This window comes from Cobetia sp. 5-11-6-3 (genome assembly GCF_013374055.1).
GTDB classification, from domain to species: Bacteria; Pseudomonadota; Gammaproteobacteria; order Pseudomonadales; family Halomonadaceae; genus Cobetia; species Cobetia marina.
In genome coordinates, this window is sequence record NZ_BLWJ01000002.1 from 21,541 (window position 1) to 43,706 (window position 22,166).

Below are 22,166 nucleotides of genomic sequence, written 5' to 3' on the forward strand. Positions count from 1 at the left end.
CTCGCCTTGCGTCTTTCGGCGCTCAATGCGCGGCGGATGAACCGGGGTGATGGGCCTGCCAGCTGAGGCGTTTGCGATAGATGGTCGATGGGGCGATTTCCAGAATGGCAGCGGCACGCGGAATGCTTCCATCGCATGCCGCTATCACCGTCTCGATGGCATCCCGCTCCACCATCCACAGCGGGCGCTGCCAGAGGCCCTGGTTCTCGGCGCCGGGTGGTGCGTGCTCGAGTCTCTCGTGTGAGCCGCCGTGTGCTGGCAGGTCCAGCATGGCGGCCGTGAGACTCTCGCCCTCGTGGAGGATGATGGCGCGGCGCAGGGTGTTTTCCAGCTCGCGCACGTTGCCCGGCCAATCGTGGGCCAGCAGCGCCTGCTCCGCGCAGGCGCTCAGGCTGGTGAAATGCTTGCCTTCGTGGCTGGCCATGCGACTCAGCAAGCCGTTGGCGATCTCGAGAATGTCACTTCCGCGCTCGCGCAGGGGCGGCACCTTGAGCGGGATGACGTGCAGGCGGTAGAAGAGGTCTTCGCGGAAGCGATGGGTCTCCACCAGCTGACGCGGGTCCTGATGCGTGGCGCAGACGATACGGCAGTTGACCTCGACCGTGCGTGTCGCGCCCACGGGCATCACCTGGCCGGTCTGCAGAAAGCGCAACAGCTTGCTCTGCAGTGGCAAGGGCAGTTCGGCGATCTCATCCAGGAACAGCGTCCCGCCATCCGCTGCCACGGCCAGGCCCTGCTGGGCACTGACGGCACCGGTAAAGGCGCCACGCACATGCCCGAACAGCTGTGATTCCAATAGCTCCGCCGGGATGGCAGCACAGTTGACGGCGATGAATGGGCCTTCGCGTACCGGGCTGTGGCGGTGGATGGCAGTGGCGCATAGCTCCTTGCCGCTGCCGCTTTCGCCGGTGATGAAGATGGGGGCGTCCGAATGGGCGACCTGTATGAGGGTGCGATAGAGGGTCTGCATGGACGATGAGCCTCCGATGAACCCCTCAAAACCGTTAGGCCGGCCTGTCGGTAGAGACTTCACCCGTGCGGGGGAGTCGACAGTCAGATTCAACGCAGTGGTGATCGGCGTAGCCTGATGGTGAGCCTTCAGTGCGGTCATGAGTGATGTTCCCTTGCTGCTGGACCCCTGTCAGCAGCTCGTAGAGCATCGCTGCAGGAGCATAATTGTCGGGCTGCTTCTGGTGACAGCCTCTCGGAAGGACACACGCTCCCCAAGCGTTGAGTCTTCGTCATGCGGGTTGTTGCGCGTCCTTTTCCAAGCTTACTCAAACGTGAGAGATGATCATGGCGGCTTTTAGTGGGTTTTTTCCGCTGCGCGCGAGGGTCAGATATCTCATCCCACCCGTTGGCATGATGACCAACTCTCTCCTCACGTTTGACACGTGAGTCTGATGTTCTCAAGTGCCCTGCCTGGGCCGTCACGCCCTTGCCCGGGCGGGGCATCATGGGGCTTCTTCCTGTTCATCATCCGCATTGTTGTGGGTGATGGTGAAATCCGTTGACGACGTCTGCGAACTGCCATCGGCGGACTGGTCCGCCGTGCTGTCGATGGTGCCGGTAGAGCCGTCACTCAGGGTCTGTTCAATCTGCTGCCAGTTGCCGATCGAGGTACTGCTGCCGGTATTGAGCGTGTATGCGCCGATATTGGTCTCGGACCCTTCCCCCAGGCTGCCGGCCTTCTTGCTCTCGTAGAGGATCAGCGCGGTTTCTGCACTGCGCGCCGGGAAGTCGTAGGGGAAGGGGCCCATCAACGAGTTGGCACTGGCGGTACCGGCCAGCAGGAACCCCGTGCCCACGACTCCCAGGCTGATACGTGTGAAAGCATTCATGTCTTGCTCCTTTCGATCTGTGAAAGATGCAGTGTCTGATGCGTGAGACGTCTGATGTCAGCAGATGCTGAAACACACGCGGGTTGCCCCGCGTGTGTTGATCAGGCTGTCGCTGGATTATTGCGGGCCGACATTGATGGAGACGTTGTTGCCCACTGAGGTCGCAGCATTGTTGATGACCGGGCCCTCGAAGCTGCCCACTGGAGGCAAGCCGAGCATGACATTGGTCACTGAAGCCGTGGAGGTCACATCGGCAAGGCTGAACTGGGTGTTGTCGGCAATCAGCGCGGTATCAAGACCAGTTGTGTCCTGGGTGACCGACAGGTTGTTGCCTACCGAGGTCGCGGCATTATCCACACTCAGGTTGAGGATGTTGTCCACAGTGGCCACTGAGTCGATGTTCGCTTTCTGGAAATAGCCCCCTGCCAGGAATTGCTCGTTATGCAGATTGACCATGGCATCGCTCTCGATGGAGGCATTGTTGCCGACTGAGGTCGCCGCATTTTCCAGGCTTTCCAGACGTGTGATATCAGCATTCACGACGGGGTCGGTGGTGGTGGTAGTGATATAGCCAATGGCCCCTGCGCCTGCGCCTGCGATGGCACCGGCACCGGCATTTGCACTAGAGCCAAACCAGCCGCCATAGGAGCTGGCCCCTGCACCTGCGGCTGCTCCTGCAGCTGCGCCCACGCCAATCCCGACTTCGGTGGTGGTTTCACCGGGGCCAGAGCCGTAACTGATGTCACTGACGACGGCTTCCGAGCTGACGTCACCGATCTGCTTCTGGAAGTTCTCGACCATCACCAGGCCACCCGGGTCTTTGATCTTCGGATCGATCTTGGCTTTTACCTTGATGTGAGTATCGACGTGGCCATGCCATTTCCAATGGACATTGTCGAAGGCCTGGGCCTGGCTTGCCACCATGATGCCACTGGCGAGACCGATAGCGATTGCGAGCTTATTATAGGTAGTCATTGTCATGTTCCTCATGAATGTTGACTTATTGTGCTGCGCTGGATGCTGCCGATGTTTCTGTTGCAGGTGCCTCTGTTGCGGGTGTTTCTCTCAACGGTGTTGCGACTGCTGCGGTACTGCCTGATGCCGTATTGGCTGCGGCCACTTGCTGCGTGTTGCCGTCTTTCGCTGCTACATGCTGCCCTGGGTGAAGTTCACATTCCTGCCCCGCAGGTACAGGAAGTCCCAGGCCTTCAGTCAGGAGTTGGTAGGCGCCCATCTCCACGACTGATCTCACGCCCAGCTGCAGTGGTTCATTGCGCACTGCGCCGGAATCAAACTCGACCAGCTGATTGCCGAAGAAGCGATAGATGCCGGCTTCGACTTCGTAACCCACCACCTGCTTCTGCAGGCTGGTGACATAGACGGTGCGGAAGGTGCGGATGTCGACCATGCGCAGGTCCAGGCCCACATTGATCACGGCGGTCCGCAATCCGGCCCCGATTCCGCTGACGAACAGGCGAGTGCCACCACTGGAAATGTTGTAATTGAGCTCAGTGAGGGCACCGAGTACCACGAAGTGCGAGGGGAGGACGGCCAGCTTGCGTGGTGCGTAGGCCATGGCCTTGTTCTCGTAAAGCTGCTGCTCGGCCAGCGGGACGCGAACATCAAGACGCTCTGTCAGGTGAACCTTGCGAGTCTTGTAGAGCGCGCTGATCAACATTTCCGAGACACCCTGAGTGACGGCGGCGCTTTCGGTTACTGTCGAATAGCTGCGTTGCCCCGTCTTGTCAGTAATCTGCCCGACGGCGATGACTGGCAGGTTTGTCGCGCCTGAAATACGGCTCAATGAGGCAAGACATTCACTGTAAGGCGTATTGTTTGAGGTGACTGGCGGCCCGACGACTGGCTCGACATTATCGAATTTCGGCTCGACTGCGGCGCAGCCCCCCAGCACTGTGGCCATGCAAGCGGCCAGACAAATCCGTGGCTTGAACATGCTGGAAGTTCCCCTGGTGTGACGCATTGTCCTGCGCCGTTCTTGTACTCTGATATGTGTCTATCAGTTGTGATGCCGTGACTTTACAGGGGCATTAAGTGTGCCAACTAAATTCACAATAGTTCACAACAACTTACGCTTATTGTCTGGTGATCATTCGCGATGCGATTTGCAAAAGGCGAAGCGTATTGGGGTGAATTGTCAGGAGGCCATGACAAGGAATGAGGCGATATATGAGACATGATGTCTTTCATGCATGAGGCGCGTGGCCACCGTGTGAATGATGAAATGATCTATCGGGGTGACTGAGGAATCTTGTCATCCGTGAGACACAGGAGGTCTCATGTTTTCGCGAGAACGGTGATGGCGGGGGTAGTGCGCGATTGAATGGTCTTTTAACGAACTCGGGGATCAGGCGTCTGTGATTAATTCATGATTCATGGGGTTGAAGTCTGTGTCATGGCCCATAGGTGGGACAGTGCGGCCAAGCCGCAGGAATAGAACGCCGGATTCCTCTTTCCTCAATGCAAGCCATTGATGCCTTAAGGAGAGCAAGATGACAGCTTCACGCCACATGACCTCGTACAACGCCACCGCTGCGCTTTCGTCCAAGCAGCGCCACCACCACGAGATGGACGGCAGCAACGCCAGCGATGGCGCAGAGTCCTCCAATCAGCGTCTGGGTGTCCGTCAGGTCGATGCCGATCGCGATCAGGCGCCGGAAGCCTATCTGGACAAGTCAGGCAGCGACCGAGGCTCCTCTCACTCGCGCGACGCCTACCCGACGCGTCTGAGCCAGCCACCGCAGCACCTGTGGCAGAAGCGCCGCGAGCCCGTCGTGCACTCGCGCGCCGATGAGGGGCCGCTGGGGGCTGAGCAACTCAAGCGGTTCGAGCGCGATGGCTTCCTGTTCGAGCCGGAATTCCTGGCCCCGGAAGAAGTCGAGACGCTGAAGGCCGAACTGGCTGCGCTACTGGAGCAGGAAGATCTTCAGGGCCGTGATTTCACCATCACCGAGCCCAAGAGCCGCGAGATCCGCTCCATCTTCGCCGTGCACTTCCTGTCGGAGCGCTTCCGCCAGCTTGCCGAAGACCCGCGCCTGATGGATCGCGCGCGCCAGATTCTGGGTGGCGATGTCTATGTCCACCAGTCGCGCATCAACTACAAGCCGGGCTTCGAGGGCAAGGGCTTCAACTGGCACTCGGACTTCGAGACCTGGCACGCCGAGGATGGCATGCCGGAAATGCGTGCGGTCAGCGCCTCGATCATCCTGAATGACAATCACCACTTCAATGGCCCGCTGATGCTGATCCCCGGCTCGCACGAAGTCTTCGTGCACTGCCTGGGTGAGACGCCGGAAGACAATCACAAGTCTTCGCTGCAGGCACAGGAAGTCGGTGTGCCCTCGCGCGAAGCGCTGCGAGAGCTGGTCGCCCAGCGTGGCATCGAGGCGCCCACCGGTGCCGCGGGTGGTCTGCTGATGTTTGACTGCAACACCTTGCATGGCTCCAACGCCAACATGTCGCCGGACCCGCGCAGCAACGCCTTCTTCGTCTACAACCGTGTCGACAATGCCATGCAGGCGCCGTTCGCGGCCTCTCGTCCGCGCCCTGAATTTCTGGCCCACCGTGCCGATGGTGGCTGGGATGAACTGGAAAAATGAGCCGCGCGTGACAGACCGCCAGCGTGAGCAAGCGAAAGGAAAGACCGAAAGGCTGAGCAGGCCAGTGGACTGAACTGCACAACCCGGGGTTGCGTTCAGGCGGCGAAATCTCGGACGTTGGTGTGGTAGTGGCAAACCGGCGGGGCGGCGTAAGATTGAGACATCTCTCATTGATCATCTCTCATTGATCATCCATCACGCCCCGACAGGAGTTCTGCATGCCGCTTGCTCAGCGTTTTACCCCACGTTTCAGCGATGGTCGTGTCTTTGCCCATGATCTCGGCAAGGTGGTGTGCGTGGGGCGCAATTATGCTGCCCACGCCGCGGAGCTCGGCAATGAAGTGCCCAGCGAGCCGTTGCTGTTCATCAAGCCCGCCACCAGCGTGGTGCCCATGGACAAGCCGCTGCCGCTCTCGAAGCGTCGTGGCCAGTACCATTACGAGGCCGAGCTTGCGCTGCTGGTCGGCAAGCCACTGTGCGAGGCGAGTGAAGACGAGGCGCTGGAGGCATTGGCCGGCATGGGGCTGGCGCTGGATCTCACCCTGCGTGAGCGTCAGAGCAAGCTCAAGGCCAAGGGCCAGCCGTGGGAACTGGCCAAGGCCTTTGACGGCAGCTGTCCGCTGTCCTCCTTCGTCGCGCTGGAAGGCCCGCGCTGGCGTGATGGCGAAGGCGCACTGCATGATGTCGATTTCCAGGCACTGCAGTATCGTTTCGCCATCGACGGCGAGCAGCGTCAGCAGGCGGATACCCGTCTGATGCTGTTCCCTGTCGCGCGGCTGCTCAGCGAGATCAGCCACAGCTTCACGCTGCTGCCCGGCGACGTGGTACTGACCGGCACGCCGGAAGGGGTTGGCGAGCTGAATCCGGATCAGGCGCTGGCACTGACGCTGGATGCCCCGGATGGCAGCGGCGAGCTGTTGCGTGTCGAGACACGCACGCGCGGCGTGGCATGACGACTGGGGCTGACTGGGGCTGAGACAGCCCTGAGCGAGTAGCCAGCAGCCCTGAGCGTGTTGGCAGCAGCCCTGAGCGTGTTGAGACAGAAAAGCCCCTGCCGGGATTCCGGCAGGGGCTTTTCTGTCTGGGCTGCTGCTTTCTGGTCTTTTGCGCTCAAGGCTCGAATCTCTGAAGCAGAGATCGGCTCAATGACGGAAGGGCTCAGCTCTCCAGGTAGGTATATCCTTCCAGACCTGCCTTCAGGTCCTCGAGCAGGTCTGCCTGTTCCAGCGCGTTCAGATTGGATGACTTGAGCTGACGCGCGAGGCGGGCCGCCAGCTGATCCGGGTCGAAGTTCACGTAACGCAGCACCTGCGCCACGCTATCGCCCTGGATGGCATGGGAAAGCTGCCATTGGCCCTCGTCGTCGAGGCTGGCGTCCACGGAATCGGTATCGCCGAACAGATTGTGCAGGTCGCCGAGGATCTCCTGATAGGCGCCGACCATGAAGAAGCCGAGCAGCTTCTCTTCCTCGGCATGCCATTCCGGCAGCGGCAGGGTGGCATCCAGGCCCTGGTCATCCACATAGGTGTCGATGCGGCCATCACTGTCGCAGGTGATGTCCTGGATCACGCCACGCCGGGTCGGCGCGCGGTCGAGACCGGTCAGCGGCAGGATCGGGAAGATCTGCTCGATGCCCCAGATGTCCGGCAGTGACTGGAACAGCGAGAAGTTGACGAACAGCTTGTCGGCCAGCTTCTCGTTGAGCTCATCGAGCACCGCGCGGTGCGAACGCTGGCGCGCATCGAGGCGCCCGGCGAGACTGCGGCACACGTTGGTGTAGATGGCCTCGGCCTCGGCACGGATGGCGATGCTCGCCAGCCCCATCACGAAGCGCTCCTGCACCTGATGCTGCGCATGCACCACGGCGTGGTAGATCTCCACCAGCTCACGTGGCTCGAGCGCACCCTCCAGACGCGCGGCCTGTGTCCACAGCGCGGCGATCTGCAGATCATCCTCACGCGGCATGGGCAGCGGCAGGTCGACACGCTCCTCGCCGATCACGTCCGTCACCAGCACGGCGTGGTGAGCGGTCAGAGCACGACCGGATTCGGAGATGATGTGCGGATGCGGCAGATCATGCGCCTCGCACACCGCGTGGAACGCCCCGACCACATAGTCGGCGTATTCGCGCATCGAGTAGTTGAGCGAGCAGGCGCTTTCCGAGCGCGTGCCTTCGTAGTCCACGCCCAGGCCACCGCCGACATCGACGATTTCCACGCCGGCACCGGCTTCATGCAGCCCCTGATAGAAGCGCGCGCACTCGGCCAGGCCGCGCTGGATGTCGCTGATGTCCGCGATCTGCGAGCCGAGGTGGAAGTGGACCAGCTTGAGGCAGTCCAACGCATCCACTTCGCGCAGGCGCTCGACCAGCGCGACGATCTGGCTCGCCGTCAGGCCGAATTTCGACTTTTCGCCGCCGGTGTTCTGCCAGTTGCCCTTGCCGATGGTGGCCAGGCGCGCGCGCAGGCCGATGCGCGGCCGCACGCCGAGACGTTCAGCCTCTTCCAGCACCAGTTCCAGCTCGCTGGCCTTCTCGACCACCAGGTGCACGCGGTGGCCGAGCTTCTCGCCCATCAGCGCCAGACGCACGTACTCGCGGTCCTTGTAGCCGTTGCAGACGATGACCGACGGGCCATTGTCCGACAGCGCCAGCACGGCGAGCAGTTCCGGCTTGCTGCCGGCTTCCAGGCCGACACGCCCGCGCGAGCGTTCGCTGGTCGCCAGCAGTTCCTCGACCACGCGACGCTGCTGGTTGACCTTGATCGGATAGACGGCGGTGTAGCTGGCACCATAGCCGCGTGAGCTGATGGCGGCATCGAAGGCGGCGCACAGCTGCTCGACACGGTCATGCAGGATATCGGCGAAGCGGATCAGCAGCGGCAGTCGCAGGCCCTGGGCGCGGGCCTTGTCGATCAGCGAGATCAGCGGCAGCGCAGGCGTACCCGGTTCGCCATGGGGGCGCACCAGCGTCAGGCCATCCTGGCCCACGTCGAAATAGCCGCTGCCCCACTGGTCAATGTTGTAGGTGCGGCGTGCTTCGGCTGCAAAGGAGGTCATCGCGGTCTCCGGAGATGGACGGCGTGAAGGCAAGCCCGGCGGTGCTCAGCGGTGTGGGCAGCGTCGGAGAAGACAATGGCGCCCGCACGGATGCGGGCGCTCAGGGGGCGCATTATGCCTGCTGGGGAGGCGCAGGCAATCGCTTTGCCACTTGCGTGGGCATTCAGGCCGGCTGGGTGGCGTCGGGCAGCGGCAGGGCGCCTTCCTCGATGCGCCGGCCCAGCAGCTGGCGATACTGTGCCGGGTCCTTCGGCGTCAGGCTGTGAGCGGGCGGGTCCACGTAGACCACCAGCAGGCGTGACAGCCAGTAGCGCAGCGCGGTCATGCGCAGCATGCTCGGCCATAGGCGGCGTTCGTCAGCGTTCATCGGGCGCTCGGCCAGATAGGCGCTGAGCAGGGCGTCATAACGCGCCTGATCCAGTCGGCCATCGTCATTGGAGCACCAGTCATTGACCAGAATCGACAGATCGAAGATCAGGTCGCCGGTGCAGCCATTGTAGAAGTCGATGATGCCGCCGAGGCGATCGCCGTCAAACAGCGTGTTGTCGCGGAACAGATCCCCGTGCAGCGCGCCCTGTGGCAGGTCGACGCCACTGAAGACGTCTTCGCAGACATCGATCTCGTCGGCCATCAGCGCCTGGTCTTCCGGGCTCAGATAGGCCAGCACCTTGTGGTGCATCGGCTTGATCCAATGCAGGTCACGGGTGTTGGGGCGCTGGCCGGTGAAGTGCTGCGAGACGGCGTGCATGCGCCCCAGCGCCGCACCGATCTCGCGGCACTGGGCGACATTGGGCGAGACGGGCCACTTGCCCGGCATGCGCGGAAACAGCAACGCCGGCTTGCCTGCCAGCGTCTTGAGCGCCTGACCTTCGCGGTCATGCAGCGGGCCGGGCACCGGCAGCTGGTGGCCGGCGAGGAAGTCGAGCAGCTCGACGAAGAAGGGCAGTTCCTCATGCTCGCCCTGCTCGAACAGGGTCAGCACCATCTCGCGGCGGTCGGTGGTGACGAAGAAGGTCGAGTTCTCGGTGCCGTGGGCGACATCTTCAAGCGATGTCAGCGTGCCTGCATCGTACTCTGCCAGAAATTCTGCGACCTGAGCCTCGCTCAGGGGGGTAAAGACTGCCATGGGTGACTCTTCTCGCCGAAATGTGTCCGCCCCATCAGTGGCGCGCCGCTGGACCGACGCGGCGGCAATGCGCTGACAGGAGTTGTTGTCGGTAGGCAGGAGGGAGACCTCCATGCCCGGGCCGAGCGCAAGGGATGCGTCCGGTCCGGGCATGATGCCCGTCACTGCCGGGTCAGATGCCGCGTGACCCGCAATGCCGAGCTTATCACTTTTTCCGCGCCCAGCCGGGCACCTTGAGCTGACTGGCCTGCGATACGCTGGAACGGGTGAAGTTGCCGTTGCCATCACTGTCGAGCAGGAAGAAGGGCGTGCCCCCCTTGGGGATGATCTCGATGGCGTACAGATGGCCATTGACGCGGTATTCGCGCAGCTGGCGGTCATCCTGCTGACGGCTGGTGACCTGTGGCTTGGGGGCATCACTCTCGGCCACGGCCAGCGGGGCGCCCAGCGCGGTGATGACCAGCAGCAGAGCACTCGCCAGCAGCGTGGGCAGGCGCAGCGTCGGGTGCGGAGCAATCGAAGCAGTCGTGCGCATGGCATTCCTCCTTTAACACGTGAGCCTTCATCGCAGGGAGACTGGCGACAAGGCCCCGTACACAAAAGTCCTGAGCGCAAAGATTCTGTGCGCAAGCGTGCGGAGGGCAAGCGAATCGGCGATGGCCAGAAACCTTGCCTGATGGGCGCAGTCTACGACTCTTGTCAGCCGCGTGCACGATTTCACTGCCCCCGGGAGCTGCCCGAAAGCCGGTCCATGCCCACGGCGTGACTGTGCCTCGCCGCAGCCCTTGCGTATCATGACAGCCATTGATGCCGAGAGAGTTTCGGCCCCGACTCTGCTTGCCCCAAGCCCACCCTTCAGCCTACGGATGCGACTGCTCATGGCCGCCACGCCGATCGTTCTCGTCGATGGATCTTCCTACCTCTATCGTGCCTTTCATGCCCTGCCGCCGCTGACCACCTCCAAGGGCCTGCCCACCGGCGCGGTGAAGGGCGTGATCAACATGCTCAAGAGCCTGATCCGCCAGTATCCGGACAGCCCCATGGCGGTGGTGTTCGACGCCAAGGGCAAGACCTTCCGTGATGACATGTACCCCGAGTACAAGGCCCAGCGTCCGCCGATGCCCGATGACCTGCGCCTGCAGGTCGAGCCGCTGCATGCCTGCGTGCGCGCGCTGGGTCTGCCGTTATTGTGCGTGGAAGGTGTCGAGGCCGATGACGTCATCGGGACTCTTGCGCGACTGGCCACCGAGGCCGGGCGTGACGCCGTCATCTCCACCGGCGACAAGGACATGGCCCAGCTGGTGAACGAGCACATCACGCTGGTCAACACCATGAAGAACGAGACGCTGGACGTGGACGGCGTCACCGAGAAGTTCGGCATTCCGCCCAATCTGATCATCGACTTCCTCGCGCTGATGGGCGACAAGGTCGACAACATTCCCGGCGTGCCGGGTGTGGGCGAGAAGACCGCGCTGGGCCTGCTGCAGGGCATGGGCGGCGGTCTCGACACCATCTACGGTGACCTCGATCGCATCAAGACGCTCAGCTTCCGCGGCGCCAAGACGCTGGCCAAGAAGATGGAAGCGCACCGCGAGGATGCCTATCTCTCCTATCGTCTCGCCACCATCAAGCTGGACTGCGAGCTGGAGCATGGCCTGGAGGACCTCGCGATCGCCGCGCCGGATACCGCCGCGCTGGTCGAGCTCTACAAGGAGATGGAGTTCCGCGCCTGGCTGAAGGAGCTGCTGGAAGGCGGTGACATGGCCGCCACCCCGCACGCCGACGAGAAGGACAGCGGTGTCGCCGGCGGTGATCTGTTCGGCGACAGCATCGCGCCCGTCGCGGACAAGGCCTCCGGCAAGGGCAAGACCGCCGCTGCACCGACGCCTGAGCTGGATGCGGCGGGTGACGAGGACGAGATGCCCGAGGCGCTGCCGCCGCGTGAGGAGCGCAACTACCGCGCCATCACCGAGCAGGCCGAGCTGGACGCGTGGCTGGAGCGCGTGCGCAACGCCACCTCGCTGTGCTTCGACCTCGAGACCACCAGCCTCAACTACATGGAAGCCGAGATCGTCGGCATCGGCATGGCGCTGGAGGTCGGCGAGGCCGTCTACATCCCCGTCGCCCACAGCTATCTGGATGCCCCCGCGCAGCTGGACCGCAAGGCCGTGCTGGAGGCGCTGACGCCGATTCTCGCCGATGGCGCCATCACCAAGATCGGCCAGAACCTCAAGTACGACATCGAGGTGCTGGCGCGCTATGACATCGCGGTGGCCGGTCCGCTGGCCGACACCATGCTGATGTCCTATGTGCTCAACTCTACCGCGACCCGTCACGACATGGACTCGCTGGCGCTCAAGTACCTGGGCGAGAGCACCATCAGCTTCACCGACATCGCCGGCAAGGGCGCCAAGCAGCTGACGTTTGACCAGATCGCGCTGGAAGAGGCGATGCCCTACGCCTGTGAGGATGTCGACATCACCCTGCGCCTCGCCGCGCTGCTGATGCCGCGCATCGAGAAGCTGGGGCGTCTGGGCGAGGTGCTGCGTGATTACGAATACCCGCTGATTCCGGTGCTGGCGCGCATCGAGCGCAACGGCGTCGCGATCGACCCCGAGCGCCTTCACGCCCAGACCCGTGAGCTGACCGAGCAGATCCACGACATCGAGAAGCAGGCCTTCGAGCTGGCGGGCCGCGAGTTCAACCTCTCTTCCCCCAAGCAGCTGGGCGAGATCCTCTTCGAGGAGCAGAAGCTGCCGGTCAAGAAGAAGACCCCCAAGGGCGCGCCGTCCACCGCCGAAGCCGTGCTTGAGGAGCTGGCGCTGGACTACCCGCTGCCCAAGCTGATCATGCGCCATCGTGGCATGACCAAGCTCAAGAGCACCTACACCGACAAGCTGCCGCAGCTGGTCAACCCGACCACGCGCCGCCTGCACACCAGCTACCATCAGGCCGTCACCGCCACCGGGCGTCTGTCGTCTTCCGATCCGAACCTGCAGAACATCCCGGTGCGCAGCGAGGAGGGCCGTCGCATTCGTCAGGCCTTCATCGCACGCCCCGGCTATCGCATCGTCGCGGCGGATTACTCGCAGATCGAGCTGCGCATCATGGCGCACCTCTCCGGTGACAAGGGGCTGCTCTCGGCCTTCGCCGACAACCGTGACGTGCACGCCGCCACCGCCGCGGAAGTCTTCGGTACCGAGGAATCACGTGTCAGCAGTGACCAGCGTCGCAGCGCCAAGGCCATCAACTTCGGACTGATCTACGGCATGTCCGCCTGGGGCCTCTCGCGTCAGCTGGATATCGACCCCGGCCAGGCCAAGACCTACATCGAGCGCTACTTCGAGCGCTATCCGGGCGTCGCCACCTACATGGAAGACACTCGCCACCTCGCCGCCGAGCAGGGCTATGTCGAGACCATCTTCGGCCGTCGTCTCTACCTGCCGGAAATCGGCTCGCGCAATCACGCGCGTCGTAGCGCCGCCGAGCGCACCGCCATCAACGCCCCGATGCAAGGCAGCGCCGCCGACATCATCAAGCGCGCCATGATCGACGTGGACGCCTGGCTGGCGGGCAATGACGGTGACAAGGCGTACGACGCCATGATGGTCATGCAGGTACACGATGAACTCGTCTTCGAAGTCGCTGAAGCGCAGGTCGAAGACTTCATGAAAGACGTCGCCCAGCGCATGCAGAACGCCGCCTCTCTCGATGTCCCGCTGCTCGTCGAAGTCGAGCAAGGCGACAACTGGGAAGAAGCGCATTGATGCTGCGGTCTTTATTTTAAGTTAAATAGACCCCGCGAAAGCGGGGTCTATTTTTGATGTTGCAGTGAGTTAGATTAGTAATGTTCTAATCTTAGGTCGATACTGAGTGAGGTCGTATCCTCTACGGCGTATATTTTATTGTCTACTACTTTGAGTCTAAAGCTTAGCCCGGAGGGCAGATTTATGCTTTTTCTTCTCATGTCGTTTTTGATAGTGTCGATGTTATTAATTATATATTCCTGAGTTTCGTTTAGCCAAATCTCGTACTGATCTGCTTGTATTACCACCTCAATACTAATGCCTGAGGATGCATAACCTCCTCCAATCGGGCCATAAACTGTACCGTCCTCAATTTCTACTAAGGTGTTAGCGTTTTTATCTCTGAGAGTCTTAACGTCTTGGTCAGAAATAGATTTAGTCAGGCCGACTATTCCATTTACACGAAACTGAGCTATGCTTTCAGGCCAATTTTCATGTAATACTCTTATCATATCTTGTTCTACCCAAGAGCCATGTGGTTGTATACTTATTAAGTAGGCAGTGCTTTCGTCAAAGCGACAGAACAACAATGGCCCTTCACGTTCAATAAAGCCATTGGGTCGAATTGTCGTCCCTAAATGTAGGTGATGAATTCCCCAGTCGTTAAGGAGGTAGTCGTTGTATTTAGGTGATCTAATTTTTTCGCTCAAATGAGGAGTCAAGTCTTGCCCTTTGGAAATAGCGTTTTCTAGTATTCTTAGACCTTCTTTGACTTCGTCTGGGCATTGAAATGTTAGAGGTTTTAGAATTTTTCTCGGCTTTTGGGAGATGAGTCTTTTCTGTCGATTAAGATAAATTTGGCTAACTTCTTTATCCCCGTAGGGCTTGTCTTTATATCCGGATTTGTTAAGCTCGCCACGCAATAACTTTATCCAGTCATCGTAAAGATTGATACGAATATTTTGCATTACCTTCCTTCCTCGCTGAGCTATTTTTGTTCCGTGTGATTCATGGGTTTCTTGTGCATCTTTAGGTATTTTATATCAATTTATACGAAGAAGATTTATTTGCAACGGTTTGTTGTATCTATTGGGATTATTGAAAAAACATACTTCGAATATTTATGATTTGTGCTTTTTGTGAATGAGTTGTTCTCCATTATTTTGACTGTATTGATAACGCTCTACGACCACTGGCTACGTTGATCCTTGGCGGTGGTAGGCCGATGCTGTGGGTGGTGTCCGGTTTTCCGGACGCTGGCCGCGGAATGGCGCGGCCCATAACAATCAGATCCGGCGGGTGTCGGTGGCGGCATGATGGCTACCCACGATGACCGGACACGCCAAGGGAGAGTCGGTGATGGTTCAGCAGATGCCAGTGTCAGGCGCGGCGGGTGGAGCGAAGGCGGCTGCCCCGCTGCGCAACGATTCACCTGCCACCTCAATTCATGTCGAGTGGGCGCGTCGCGAGTTGCTGCGAGCCGCGATGGATGCGGTGGAGGAGTGGGTGGTGGTGGTGGATGCCCTGGGCGGTATCCAGTTTCTGAACGCCCCCTATGCCGAGTTTCTCGGGGTGGAGGCCAGCGAGGTGCTGGGGCGCGATGTCAGCGAGGTGATCGAGAACACCCGCATGCATGAGGTGCTGGAAAGCGGACGCGCAGAGCTGGCCCAGCTGCAGTTGATTCGTGGCCACCACATGATTGCCCACCGTTACCCCATCTTCCGCGATGGCGAGCTGATCGGCGCCATCGGCTCGGTGCTCTATCACGACACCTGGGAATGGCGACAGGTGAATGCTCAGGTCCAGGCGCTGGAAGCGGAGGTGGACTATTACCGTCAGGCGCTGGAAACCCCCAACGGTGCCCGCTGGCAGCTGAGTGACATCATCGGGGATTCGCCCGCCATGCGCGAGCTGGCCTGCAAGGTGCGCAAGATCGCCCCCGGCGGCGCCTCGGTGTTGATCCGTGGCGAGTCCGGCACCGGCAAGGAGCTATATGCCCATGCGTTGCACCGCAGCTCGGCGCGCGCCAAGGGGCCTTTCATCAAGCTCAACTGCGCGGCGATTCCCGAAGCGCTGCTGGAAGCGGAGCTGTTCGGCTATGAGGAAGGCGCCTTCACCGGCGCCAGGCGCGGCGGCAAGCCGGGCAAGTTCCAGCTCGCGGATGGCGGCACCCTGTTTCTCGATGAGGTTGGTGACATGCCGCTGGCGATGCAGGCCAAGCTGTTGCGCGTGCTGCAGGACCGCGAGGTCGAGGCGGTTGGCGCGACACGGTTGGTCAGTGTCGATGTGCGAGTCATCGCCGCCACGCATCGCCCGCTGGAAGCGCTGGTCGAGAGCGGCGAATTCCGCGAAGACCTCTTCTATCGCATCAACGTGGTGCCACTGCAGGTGCCGCCGCTGCGCGAGCGCCGTGACGACCTGCCGACCCTGGCCACGCATCTGCTGTCACGTCTGGCGCGTCGTAGTGGCCGTCGTCCGCCGATACTCTCCGAGACCGCGTTGGAGCGCCTATGTGCCCATCACTGGCCCGGCAACGTGCGCGAGCTGGAAAACGTCCTCGAAGCCGCCTTCTATCTGGGGGGCAGCCATATCCAGCCGACCGATCTGCCGGATGCCATCGGTGCCCGGCATGGCGATGCGCGGCATGCAGATGCCCGCCGGACTGAATTATCCACACCCCCCTCGGGTTCAGTCGTGCTTGCTGATTCCAACACGCCAGTGGCAACCGGCTCGCTGCGGGAGGCGATGGCGCAGACCGAGCGACGCCTGATTGAGGCCGCCCTGTCTGCCGCCAATGGCAATCGCACCCGCGCCGCCCGTCAGCTCGGCATCGCCAAGTCCTCGCTCTACGAGAAGCTCAACCGTCATGGCCTGTTGGCCGAAACGCCCTGATCGAGAGTGGTTTCACCTTCCCGCCACAGACGTGGGGTCAAAGCGTCCGGAAACTCGGTCAATGACCGGAATTCCGGACGCTTTGCGTGTCTCGCCACCCCACGCCGTGCTTACCCGCATGGGGTCTGCCTTCCACTATCGGCATATTCGACTGGAGTCGTAGACCGAATTCCTGTCAGCGCGCGACCTTGGTCGCAGCCTTGGCGACCCGCGTGTCCGACTTTCCGGACGCTGCCGAGCGTGGATGGCGGCATCGAGGACATCGTGCGGCTACTCGTGCGTGATTGGCTCTCGTAGCTCTCTGAAATCATTGGAATTGTTGTGGCGTGGTCAGGCGCTTGCGTTGTCAATGGGTAAGTTGACGTAAGCGTCAGCTTGTTGCGTGCCTTATCGCCAGAAAGCATCGAGCCGTACGACCAGCCAGTACAACAACAAATCAGGGAGCCGTGCCATGTTGCATCACGCCACGCCGCGTCACACGACGCCGACTCGTCGCCTGCGCCTCGGAGCCGCCATCGCGGCGGCCGTCGCCACCACCACCTTGATGGCCGCCGCACCTGCTCAGGCGGAAGGGCCGAAGCAGCTCGACGTCGCCAGTACCTTCTCGACCAAGAACTTCCTGGGCGCCGGGGCCGTGCGTCTGTCCGAGGAACTCAAGAGCGCCACCGGCGGTGAAGTCGGTCTGCGCGTGCATGAGCCGGGCGATCTGGTGCCGGCCTTCGAAGTCTTCAACTCCGTCTCTTCCGGCGCGATCCAGGCCGGTTGGGACTGGATGGGCTATTGGGCCGGCACGGTGCCGATCACCAACCTCTATGGTGCGCTGCCGTTCGGCCCGAGCCCGGAAGCCTTCATGTCATGGATGTGGGCCGGTGAGGGCACCGAGCTGATCCAGGCCGCCTATGACCCCTACGGCGTGAAGGTGCTGCCGTGCTTCATCTCCCCGCAGGAGACGGGCGGTTGGTACAACAAGGAAATCAACTCGCCGGATGACTTCAAGGGCCTGTCGATGCGCATCTCGGGCCTTGGTGCCAAGGTGCTCAACAAGCTGGGCGCCTCCACCCAGCTGGTACCGGGCAGCGAGATCTATCTTGCACTGGAGCGTGGCCGTGTCGATGCCACCGAGTTCTCGGTGCCGCAGGTCGATCAGGCGATGGGCTTCAATGAAGTCGCCAAGTACTACTACTTCCCGGGTTGGCACCAGAGCGCCAGCTGGTTCTCGCTGTTGATCAACCAGCAGGTGTGGGACAGCTACAGTGACCAGCGCAAGGCGCAGTTCCAGACCGCCTGCCGCGCGACCCTGCAATGGGCGATGGCCGAAGCGCCGCCGGCTCAGGTACGTGCGATCCATGAGCTCGAAGCCAAGGGTGTCGAGGTCAAGCGCTTCCCGGAACCGGTGATGACCGCGCTGCAGAAGGCCTGGGGGGAAGTGCTGGAAGAAGAGAAGCAGACCAATCCTGACTTCGCCAAGGCCTACGATTCGCTGATGAAGCATGCCGCACTGATCGACGAATGGTACGAGCTGCAGGCCATGCCGCAGCCGATGGCCATGAAGCAGGCCGGTGACGCTGAGGAGGGTAGCGCCCAATGACCGACCCCCGCCTTGCGCCCTGGCGGGCACAGGGCGGGGCGGTGTGTGACGCCCTGGGCCGACCGCTGGTCGGCCTGGGGCTATGGGTGGGTCGCCTGACCAGCTGGTTGGGTCTGGCGATCATCCTGGCCGTGCTCACCACCGTCACGCTCAACGCCCTGGGCATCAATGAAATCGCCAACTGGGGGTCGCCTGACGTGCTGCTGTTCGGCACCGCGATCACCATCAATTCCGTCACCGAGCTTCAATGGCATCTGTTCGGCCTGCTGACGCTGTTCGGTGGCACCTATGCCTTGCACAGCGACACGCATGTGCGGGTCGATCTGTTCTACCAGCGCCTCTCGCCGCGTGGGCGCGCCGTGGTCGATATCCTCGGCCACCTCATCATGCTGATTCCCTTCTGCCTGCTGATCGCCTGGCTGTCCAAGCACTTCGTCACCATGTCCTACATGTCCGGCGAGAAGTCCAACTATGGCGGGCTGGTGGACCGGTATCTGATCAAGGCGATGCTGCCGACGGGGCTGGTGTTTCTCGCCCTCGGCGCACTCGGGCAGATCTTCGAGAATCTGGCCTGTCTGTTCGACCCGGCGCGCACTCCTGAGCGCCTGAAGGACCACGAGATTGCCAGTCTTGCCGGCCTTGCACCTCAGGCAGGCAAGACGCAGGACACCGCTGCACACGAGACGGCCGGCACGACGGCACCCAAGGATCAAGCAGACGGGAGCCATGACGATGCTCGCTGAATACGCCTTGCCCATCACCATGGTGGTGGCACTTCTGATCGGTATCTTCTCCGGCTACCCGGTAGCCTTCCTGCTCGGCGGGCTGGGTATCCTGTTCGCCTTCATCGGTGACATTCCGCTGCCGTTTCTCGGCACTGTCGGCTCGCGCATCTTCGGCGGGGTGATCGAGAACTGGCTGCTGATCGCGATTCCGCTGTTCGTGTTCATGGGACTGATGCTGGAAAGCTCCGGGGTGGCGCGCAATCTGCTGATGACGTTGCAGCGCCTGTTCGGCCGCGTGCATGGCGGTCTGGCCGTCTCGGTGGCGCTGCTGGGCGTGGTGATGGCGGCCAGTACCGGCATCATCGGTGCCTCGGTGGTCATGCTGGGGCTGCTGGCGCTGCCGGTGATGCTGGGGCAGGGCTACAAGGCCGAGATGGCCTGTGGCGTGATCGCGGCCTCCGGCACCCTGGGCATCCTGATTCCGCCCTCGATCATGCTGGTGCTGATGGGCTCCATCCTGCAGATCTCGGTGGGGGCGCTGTTCAAGGCGGCGCTGATTCCGGGGCTGATGCTCGGCGCGCTCTACGTGGCCTATCTGCTGATCACCGCCAAGCTGCGCCCGGACTGGGCACCGCTGCCGGACCAGTCGCTGCTCGGCACCGACAAGACACCGCTGCCGCTTGCGCTGCTGCGGGATCTGCTCGGCCCGATGGTGCTGATCGTCGCGGTACTGGGCTCGATCATGACCGGTATCGCCACGCCCACCGAGGCTGCGGCCATCGGCGCGGGCGGCAGTCTGCTGCTGGCGCTGGTGATGGGCGGGCTGTCCTTCGACACCCTGCGCAACACGCTGCGCGATACCTCGCGGACCAGCGCGATGATCCTGTTCGTCGTCATCGGCGCGACCTGCTTCTCGGTGGTCTTCAAGCGCCTGGGCGGCGACTATCTGATCGAGGATGTCATCACCGGCACCGGCCTGGGTCCCTACGGCCTGCTGTTGCTGCTGATGGGACTGATCTTCGTGCTCGGCTTCTTCCTGGAGTGGATCGAGATCAGCTTCGTGGTGCTGCCGCTGGTGGCGCCGGTGGTCGAGGCGCTGGACTTCGGGCTCGGACTTTCCGGCCAGGGGCTGCTGGTATGGTTCGCGATTCTGGTCGCCATCAACCTGCAGACGAGTTTCCTGACGCCCCCCTTCGGCTACGCATTGTTCTATCTCAAGGGCATCACCGCCGGGCAGGTCTCCATCGGCACCATCTATCGCTCGATTCTGCCCTTCGTCGGCCTGCAGCTGGCGGGGTTGATCCTGTGCATGCTGTTCCCCGCGCTGGTGCTGTGGTTGCCGGGGCTGATGCCCTGAGTGCGGGCAGGGTGCGGGCAGAGTGCGGGCGTGACATCGGCGCCGTGACACCGCCACGCCGTGGAAGGTAGTCAGCAGGGCGAGGGGCGTCACAGGGAGGTGATGTGCCACAGATCCGCCGTGATCGGCAGAGCGATCCATCAGGGAGAACGAGATGCTGCCACGACGCAGGGTATTGATTGCGGGGCAGGGGGAATGGCTGGAAGCCATGGCGCGCACCTTCCTGGAAGATGGTGCCATCATCGCCCTGATGAGCACCGCGCAGACGGATCTCGAGCGCGTGCTGGACGCGCTGGGCGGCGAGCAGTCGGATCGCTTCGGTCAGGTGGTGGGCGAGGGCTGTTTCGAGGTGCTGGTGGCGCGTCTCGGCCGTCTCGACGTGCTGGTCTGCATGCCGCCGCAGGCCGTGGCCGGGCAGTCGCTGGAGGCGTGTCTGGTCGCGCAGGTCGCCGGGCCCGGCGCCTTGCTCAAGGCGGCCTGTGCACGCATGTTGCGCCACGGTGGACGCCTGCTGGCCGTCGCGCCGCCGCTGTCCTCGCCGCCGCCCTCGCAGGAGCATCATGGCACTGCCATGGCGCAGGCGGCGCTGGGTGAGTTGATCCAGCGCCTCGCGCTGCGTGCCCCCGACAGGGTGCGTGCCAATCTGCTGTGTCCCGAGGGCAGCCGACCGGACGCCGTGGCGGAGTGCGCGCGCTTCCTGGCCGGTGGTGCCGGTCGCGCGCTCAACGGTCAGGTCCTGCACCTGACCGACTGATGTCGAATGGGGGCTCCCGACCCTCGTTCTCTTGTCGTACCCCCGGCGCACGATGGCTGCCGGGCCTGCCTGCCATTCCTTCCCAAGCCTTGCCGATTCGTTTCCGCAGATGCGCCGCGTCCGCTGGTCCGACATATGGCCAATTTCATCAAATCTATGTCCAATTTCCTCAAACCACTTCGACGGTAGGGGCTTAAGGTAGAAGAGATTCCAGTCGGACCCGCCCCCGAGAGCAGGCACCTGCCAGGGAAAACAAGCGTGCCGCTCCCCAGCCGTGGAGAACATCGAGTGCCCAGCGCCCCCCTTTCCGTCTGCCTGACAGACTCCGGACGACAACTGCAGCTGAGCCACCCCGAGGGTGATCTGACCCTCGAGGCGCTCTGGCTGCGCGAGCGGAGTCCTGATGACGCGACTCTCGATTCCCTGACCGGTCAGCGCCTGATCGAGGCGGCGGATCTGCCGCTGGATCTGCGCCTGAGCGAGGCGCAGCTCGACGGCGATACGCTGTCGCTGGCCTTCAGCGACGGCCACGCGGTGAGTGTCTCGTCATCGGTCCTGCTGGCGGAGTGTCGCGCGCCACAGGCCTACCAGGGCATGACGTTCTGGAAGGGGGATCTCGCCCAGCTGCCCGAGGCCGACTTCGCGGCAGCACTGGACGATGACGCGGCCTTGCTGGACATGCTCGAGCAGTTGCAGCGCTTCGGCTTCGTGCGGGTCAGTGGCGTGCCGGATCACGAAGATGGCATGCAGAGCCTGATCCATCGCATCGGACCGCTGCGACGCACCAACTGGGGCGGCATCGCCGACGTGAAATCCGTCGCCAACGCCTACGACCTCACGATGACCCAGCGCGGGCTGGAGCCGCATACCGACAACCCCTATCGCGATCCGATTCCCGGCTATATCTGGCTGCACTGCCTGCGCAATGCCGCCCAGGGGGGTGACAGCACGCTGGTGGACGGGTTCAGCGCGGCGGAGCATCTGCGTCGTGAAGACCCCGAGGCCTTTGCCTGCCTGACCGAGGTCAGCCCCGGATTCCGCTATCACGATGCCACCACGCGGCTGGAGAGCGAAGGCCCGTTGATCGAGCTGGACAGTCGGGGGCAGGTGGCCCGTGTGCGCTTCTCCAATCGTACCGAGCGGGTGCCGGCGTTGCCGAGCGCGACCCTGCGCCGTTACTACGCGGCCCGTCAGGCGTTCTACCGCCTGATTGCCGGTGACGACTTCACGCTGCATCTCAAGCTGGCGCCGGGCCAGATGCTGATCATGGACAACTACCGGCTGTTCCATGGTCGCAGTGCCTTCCAGCTGGAAGGCGGCATCCGCCACATGCGTCAGGGCTATGTGGATCGCGACTCCACGGCCAGCCGCCGCCTGCTGCTGGCCGATCAGCTTGCCGATCAGCTCAGCGGTCGGCCGGACAACCGGGAGGAAGCCACCGCATGAGTCAGCAAGATACCGTC

General features: G+C 62.3%; 17 protein-coding genes. 9 read left to right on the forward strand and 8 right to left on the reverse strand.

Annotated features, from left to right (window positions below):
• Nucleotides 1-22 precede the first annotated feature (22 nt).
• The 4 genes from HXS66_RS04035 to HXS66_RS04050 form a co-directional block, all read right to left on the reverse strand.
• The gene (locus HXS66_RS04035; protein WP_077378557.1) at nucleotides 23-1,111 is read right to left on the reverse strand and encodes a sigma-54-dependent Fis family transcriptional regulator; all 1,089 of its coding nucleotides are present in this window, start codon (nucleotides 1,109-1,111) and stop codon (nucleotides 23-25) included.
• Nucleotides 1,112-1,454: 343 nt separating this feature from the next.
• Nucleotides 1,455-1,841: a hypothetical protein gene (locus HXS66_RS04040; RefSeq protein ID WP_176502924.1), complete on the reverse strand. Its 387-nt coding sequence runs from the start codon at nucleotides 1,839-1,841 to the stop codon at nucleotides 1,455-1,457.
• A 117-nt stretch (nucleotides 1,842-1,958) separates the two neighbouring features.
• Nucleotides 1,959-2,822: a hypothetical protein gene (locus tag HXS66_RS04045; protein ID WP_176502925.1), complete on the reverse strand. Its 864-nt coding sequence runs from the start codon at nucleotides 2,820-2,822 to the stop codon at nucleotides 1,959-1,961.
• A gap of 19 nt (nucleotides 2,823-2,841) precedes the next feature.
• Nucleotides 2,842-3,795 carry a CsgG/HfaB family protein gene (locus HXS66_RS04050; protein WP_176502926.1) on the reverse strand — a complete coding sequence of 318 codons (954 nt, stop codon included), beginning with the start codon at nucleotides 3,793-3,795 and terminating at the stop codon, nucleotides 2,842-2,844.
• A gap of 556 nt (nucleotides 3,796-4,351) precedes the next feature.
• On the opposite strand from HXS66_RS04050, the gene thpD reads away from it, so the two are divergent.
• Nucleotides 4,352-5,458 (forward strand): ectoine hydroxylase, encoded by a 1,107-nt coding sequence (thpD, locus tag HXS66_RS04055; protein ID WP_308477993.1) that lies wholly within the window; start codon nucleotides 4,352-4,354, stop codon nucleotides 5,456-5,458.
• 218 nt (nucleotides 5,459-5,676) lie between these two features.
• Nucleotides 5,677-6,411 carry a fumarylacetoacetate hydrolase family protein gene (locus tag HXS66_RS04060; protein WP_176502927.1) on the forward strand — a complete coding sequence of 245 codons (735 nt, stop codon included), beginning with the start codon at nucleotides 5,677-5,679 and terminating at the stop codon, nucleotides 6,409-6,411.
• 205 nt (nucleotides 6,412-6,616) lie between these two features.
• Here the strand turns inward: HXS66_RS04060 and speA are convergent, their stop codons facing one another.
• From speA to HXS66_RS04075, 3 genes are all read right to left on the reverse strand, one after another.
• Nucleotides 6,617-8,515 (reverse strand): biosynthetic arginine decarboxylase, encoded by a 1,899-nt coding sequence (gene speA, locus HXS66_RS04065; RefSeq protein WP_176502928.1) that lies wholly within the window; start codon nucleotides 8,513-8,515, stop codon nucleotides 6,617-6,619.
• A 163-nt stretch (nucleotides 8,516-8,678) separates the two neighbouring features.
• Nucleotides 8,679-9,641: a homoserine kinase gene (locus HXS66_RS04070; protein WP_084209458.1), complete on the reverse strand. Its 963-nt coding sequence runs from the start codon at nucleotides 9,639-9,641 to the stop codon at nucleotides 8,679-8,681.
• A gap of 205 nt (nucleotides 9,642-9,846) precedes the next feature.
• Nucleotides 9,847-10,176 carry a DUF2782 domain-containing protein gene (locus HXS66_RS04075; protein ID WP_084209457.1) on the reverse strand — a complete coding sequence of 110 codons (330 nt, stop codon included), beginning with the start codon at nucleotides 10,174-10,176 and terminating at the stop codon, nucleotides 9,847-9,849.
• Nucleotides 10,177-10,519: 343 nt separating this feature from the next.
• Between HXS66_RS04075 and polA the strand changes: the two genes are divergently transcribed.
• Nucleotides 10,520-13,408: a DNA polymerase I gene (polA, locus tag HXS66_RS04080; protein ID WP_176502929.1), complete on the forward strand. Its 2,889-nt coding sequence runs from the start codon at nucleotides 10,520-10,522 to the stop codon at nucleotides 13,406-13,408.
• Nucleotides 13,409-13,482: 74 nt separating this feature from the next.
• On the opposite strand, the gene HXS66_RS04085 is transcribed toward polA, so the two are convergent.
• Nucleotides 13,483-14,355, reverse strand: coding sequence for a hypothetical protein (locus HXS66_RS04085; protein WP_176502930.1), 873 nt, complete (start codon nucleotides 14,353-14,355; stop codon nucleotides 13,483-13,485).
• Between the two features lie 361 nt (nucleotides 14,356-14,716).
• Between HXS66_RS04085 and HXS66_RS04090 the strand changes: the two genes are divergently transcribed.
• The 6 genes from HXS66_RS04090 (at nucleotide 14,717) to HXS66_RS04115 (ending at nucleotide 22,149) form a co-directional block, all read left to right on the forward strand.
• Nucleotides 14,717-16,279 carry a sigma-54-dependent Fis family transcriptional regulator gene (locus tag HXS66_RS04090; RefSeq protein ID WP_255303090.1) on the forward strand — a complete coding sequence of 521 codons (1,563 nt, stop codon included), beginning with the start codon at nucleotides 14,717-14,719 and terminating at the stop codon, nucleotides 16,277-16,279.
• Nucleotides 16,280-16,730: 451 nt separating this feature from the next.
• Nucleotides 16,731-17,867, forward strand: a complete 1,137-nt coding sequence (locus HXS66_RS04095) for a TRAP transporter substrate-binding protein (protein ID WP_077378590.1) — start codon at nucleotides 16,731-16,733, stop codon at nucleotides 17,865-17,867.
• Nucleotides 17,864-18,610 carry a TRAP transporter small permease subunit gene (locus HXS66_RS04100; protein ID WP_077378593.1) on the forward strand — a complete coding sequence of 249 codons (747 nt, stop codon included), beginning with the start codon at nucleotides 17,864-17,866 and terminating at the stop codon, nucleotides 18,608-18,610. Before HXS66_RS04095 ends, HXS66_RS04100 begins: the two co-directional genes overlap by 4 nt.
• Nucleotides 18,600-19,949 (forward strand): TRAP transporter large permease subunit, encoded by a 1,350-nt coding sequence (locus HXS66_RS04105; protein WP_077378596.1) that lies wholly within the window; start codon nucleotides 18,600-18,602, stop codon nucleotides 19,947-19,949. Before HXS66_RS04100 ends, HXS66_RS04105 begins: the two co-directional genes overlap by 11 nt.
• 154 nt (nucleotides 19,950-20,103) lie before the next feature.
• A complete protein-coding gene (locus tag HXS66_RS04110; RefSeq protein WP_176502931.1) occupies nucleotides 20,104-20,703 on the forward strand; it encodes a hypothetical protein in 600 nt (199 codons plus the stop codon).
• 288 nt (nucleotides 20,704-20,991) lie between these two features.
• Nucleotides 20,992-22,149: a TauD/TfdA family dioxygenase gene (locus tag HXS66_RS04115; protein WP_373996118.1), complete on the forward strand. Its 1,158-nt coding sequence runs from the start codon at nucleotides 20,992-20,994 to the stop codon at nucleotides 22,147-22,149.
• Nucleotides 22,150-22,166: the final 17 nt, after the last annotated feature.

Coding starts and splice junctions, on each gene's coding strand:
- HXS66_RS04035 (WP_077378557.1), bottom strand. CDS start 1,111: ATGACCGCACTGAAGGCTCACCATCAGGCTACGCCGATCACCACTGCG.
- HXS66_RS04040 (WP_176502924.1), bottom strand. CDS start 1,841: ATGAATGCTTTCACACGTATCAGCCTGGGAGTCGTGGGCACGGGGTTC.
- HXS66_RS04045 (WP_176502925.1), bottom strand. CDS start 2,822: ATGACAATGACTACCTATAATAAGCTCGCAATCGCTATCGGTCTCGCC.
- HXS66_RS04050 (WP_176502926.1), bottom strand. CDS start 3,795: ATGTTCAAGCCACGGATTTGTCTGGCCGCTTGCATGGCCACAGTGCTG.
- thpD (WP_308477993.1), top strand. CDS start 4,352: ATGACAGCTTCACGCCACATGACCTCGTACAACGCCACCGCTGCGCTT.
- HXS66_RS04060 (WP_176502927.1), top strand. CDS start 5,677: ATGCCGCTTGCTCAGCGTTTTACCCCACGTTTCAGCGATGGTCGTGTC.
- speA (WP_176502928.1), bottom strand. CDS start 8,515: ATGACCTCCTTTGCAGCCGAAGCACGCCGCACCTACAACATTGACCAG.
- HXS66_RS04070 (WP_084209458.1), bottom strand. CDS start 9,641: ATGGCAGTCTTTACCCCCCTGAGCGAGGCTCAGGTCGCAGAATTTCTG.
- HXS66_RS04075 (WP_084209457.1), bottom strand. CDS start 10,176: ATGCGCACGACTGCTTCGATTGCTCCGCACCCGACGCTGCGCCTGCCC.
- polA (WP_176502929.1), top strand. CDS start 10,520: ATGGCCGCCACGCCGATCGTTCTCGTCGATGGATCTTCCTACCTCTAT.
- HXS66_RS04085 (WP_176502930.1), bottom strand. CDS start 14,355: ATGCAAAATATTCGTATCAATCTTTACGATGACTGGATAAAGTTATTG.
- HXS66_RS04090 (WP_255303090.1), top strand. CDS start 14,717: ATGACCGGACACGCCAAGGGAGAGTCGGTGATGGTTCAGCAGATGCCA.
- HXS66_RS04095 (WP_077378590.1), top strand. CDS start 16,731: ATGTTGCATCACGCCACGCCGCGTCACACGACGCCGACTCGTCGCCTG.
- HXS66_RS04100 (WP_077378593.1), top strand. CDS start 17,864: ATGACCGACCCCCGCCTTGCGCCCTGGCGGGCACAGGGCGGGGCGGTG.
- HXS66_RS04105 (WP_077378596.1), top strand. CDS start 18,600: ATGCTCGCTGAATACGCCTTGCCCATCACCATGGTGGTGGCACTTCTG.
- HXS66_RS04110 (WP_176502931.1), top strand. CDS start 20,104: ATGCTGCCACGACGCAGGGTATTGATTGCGGGGCAGGGGGAATGGCTG.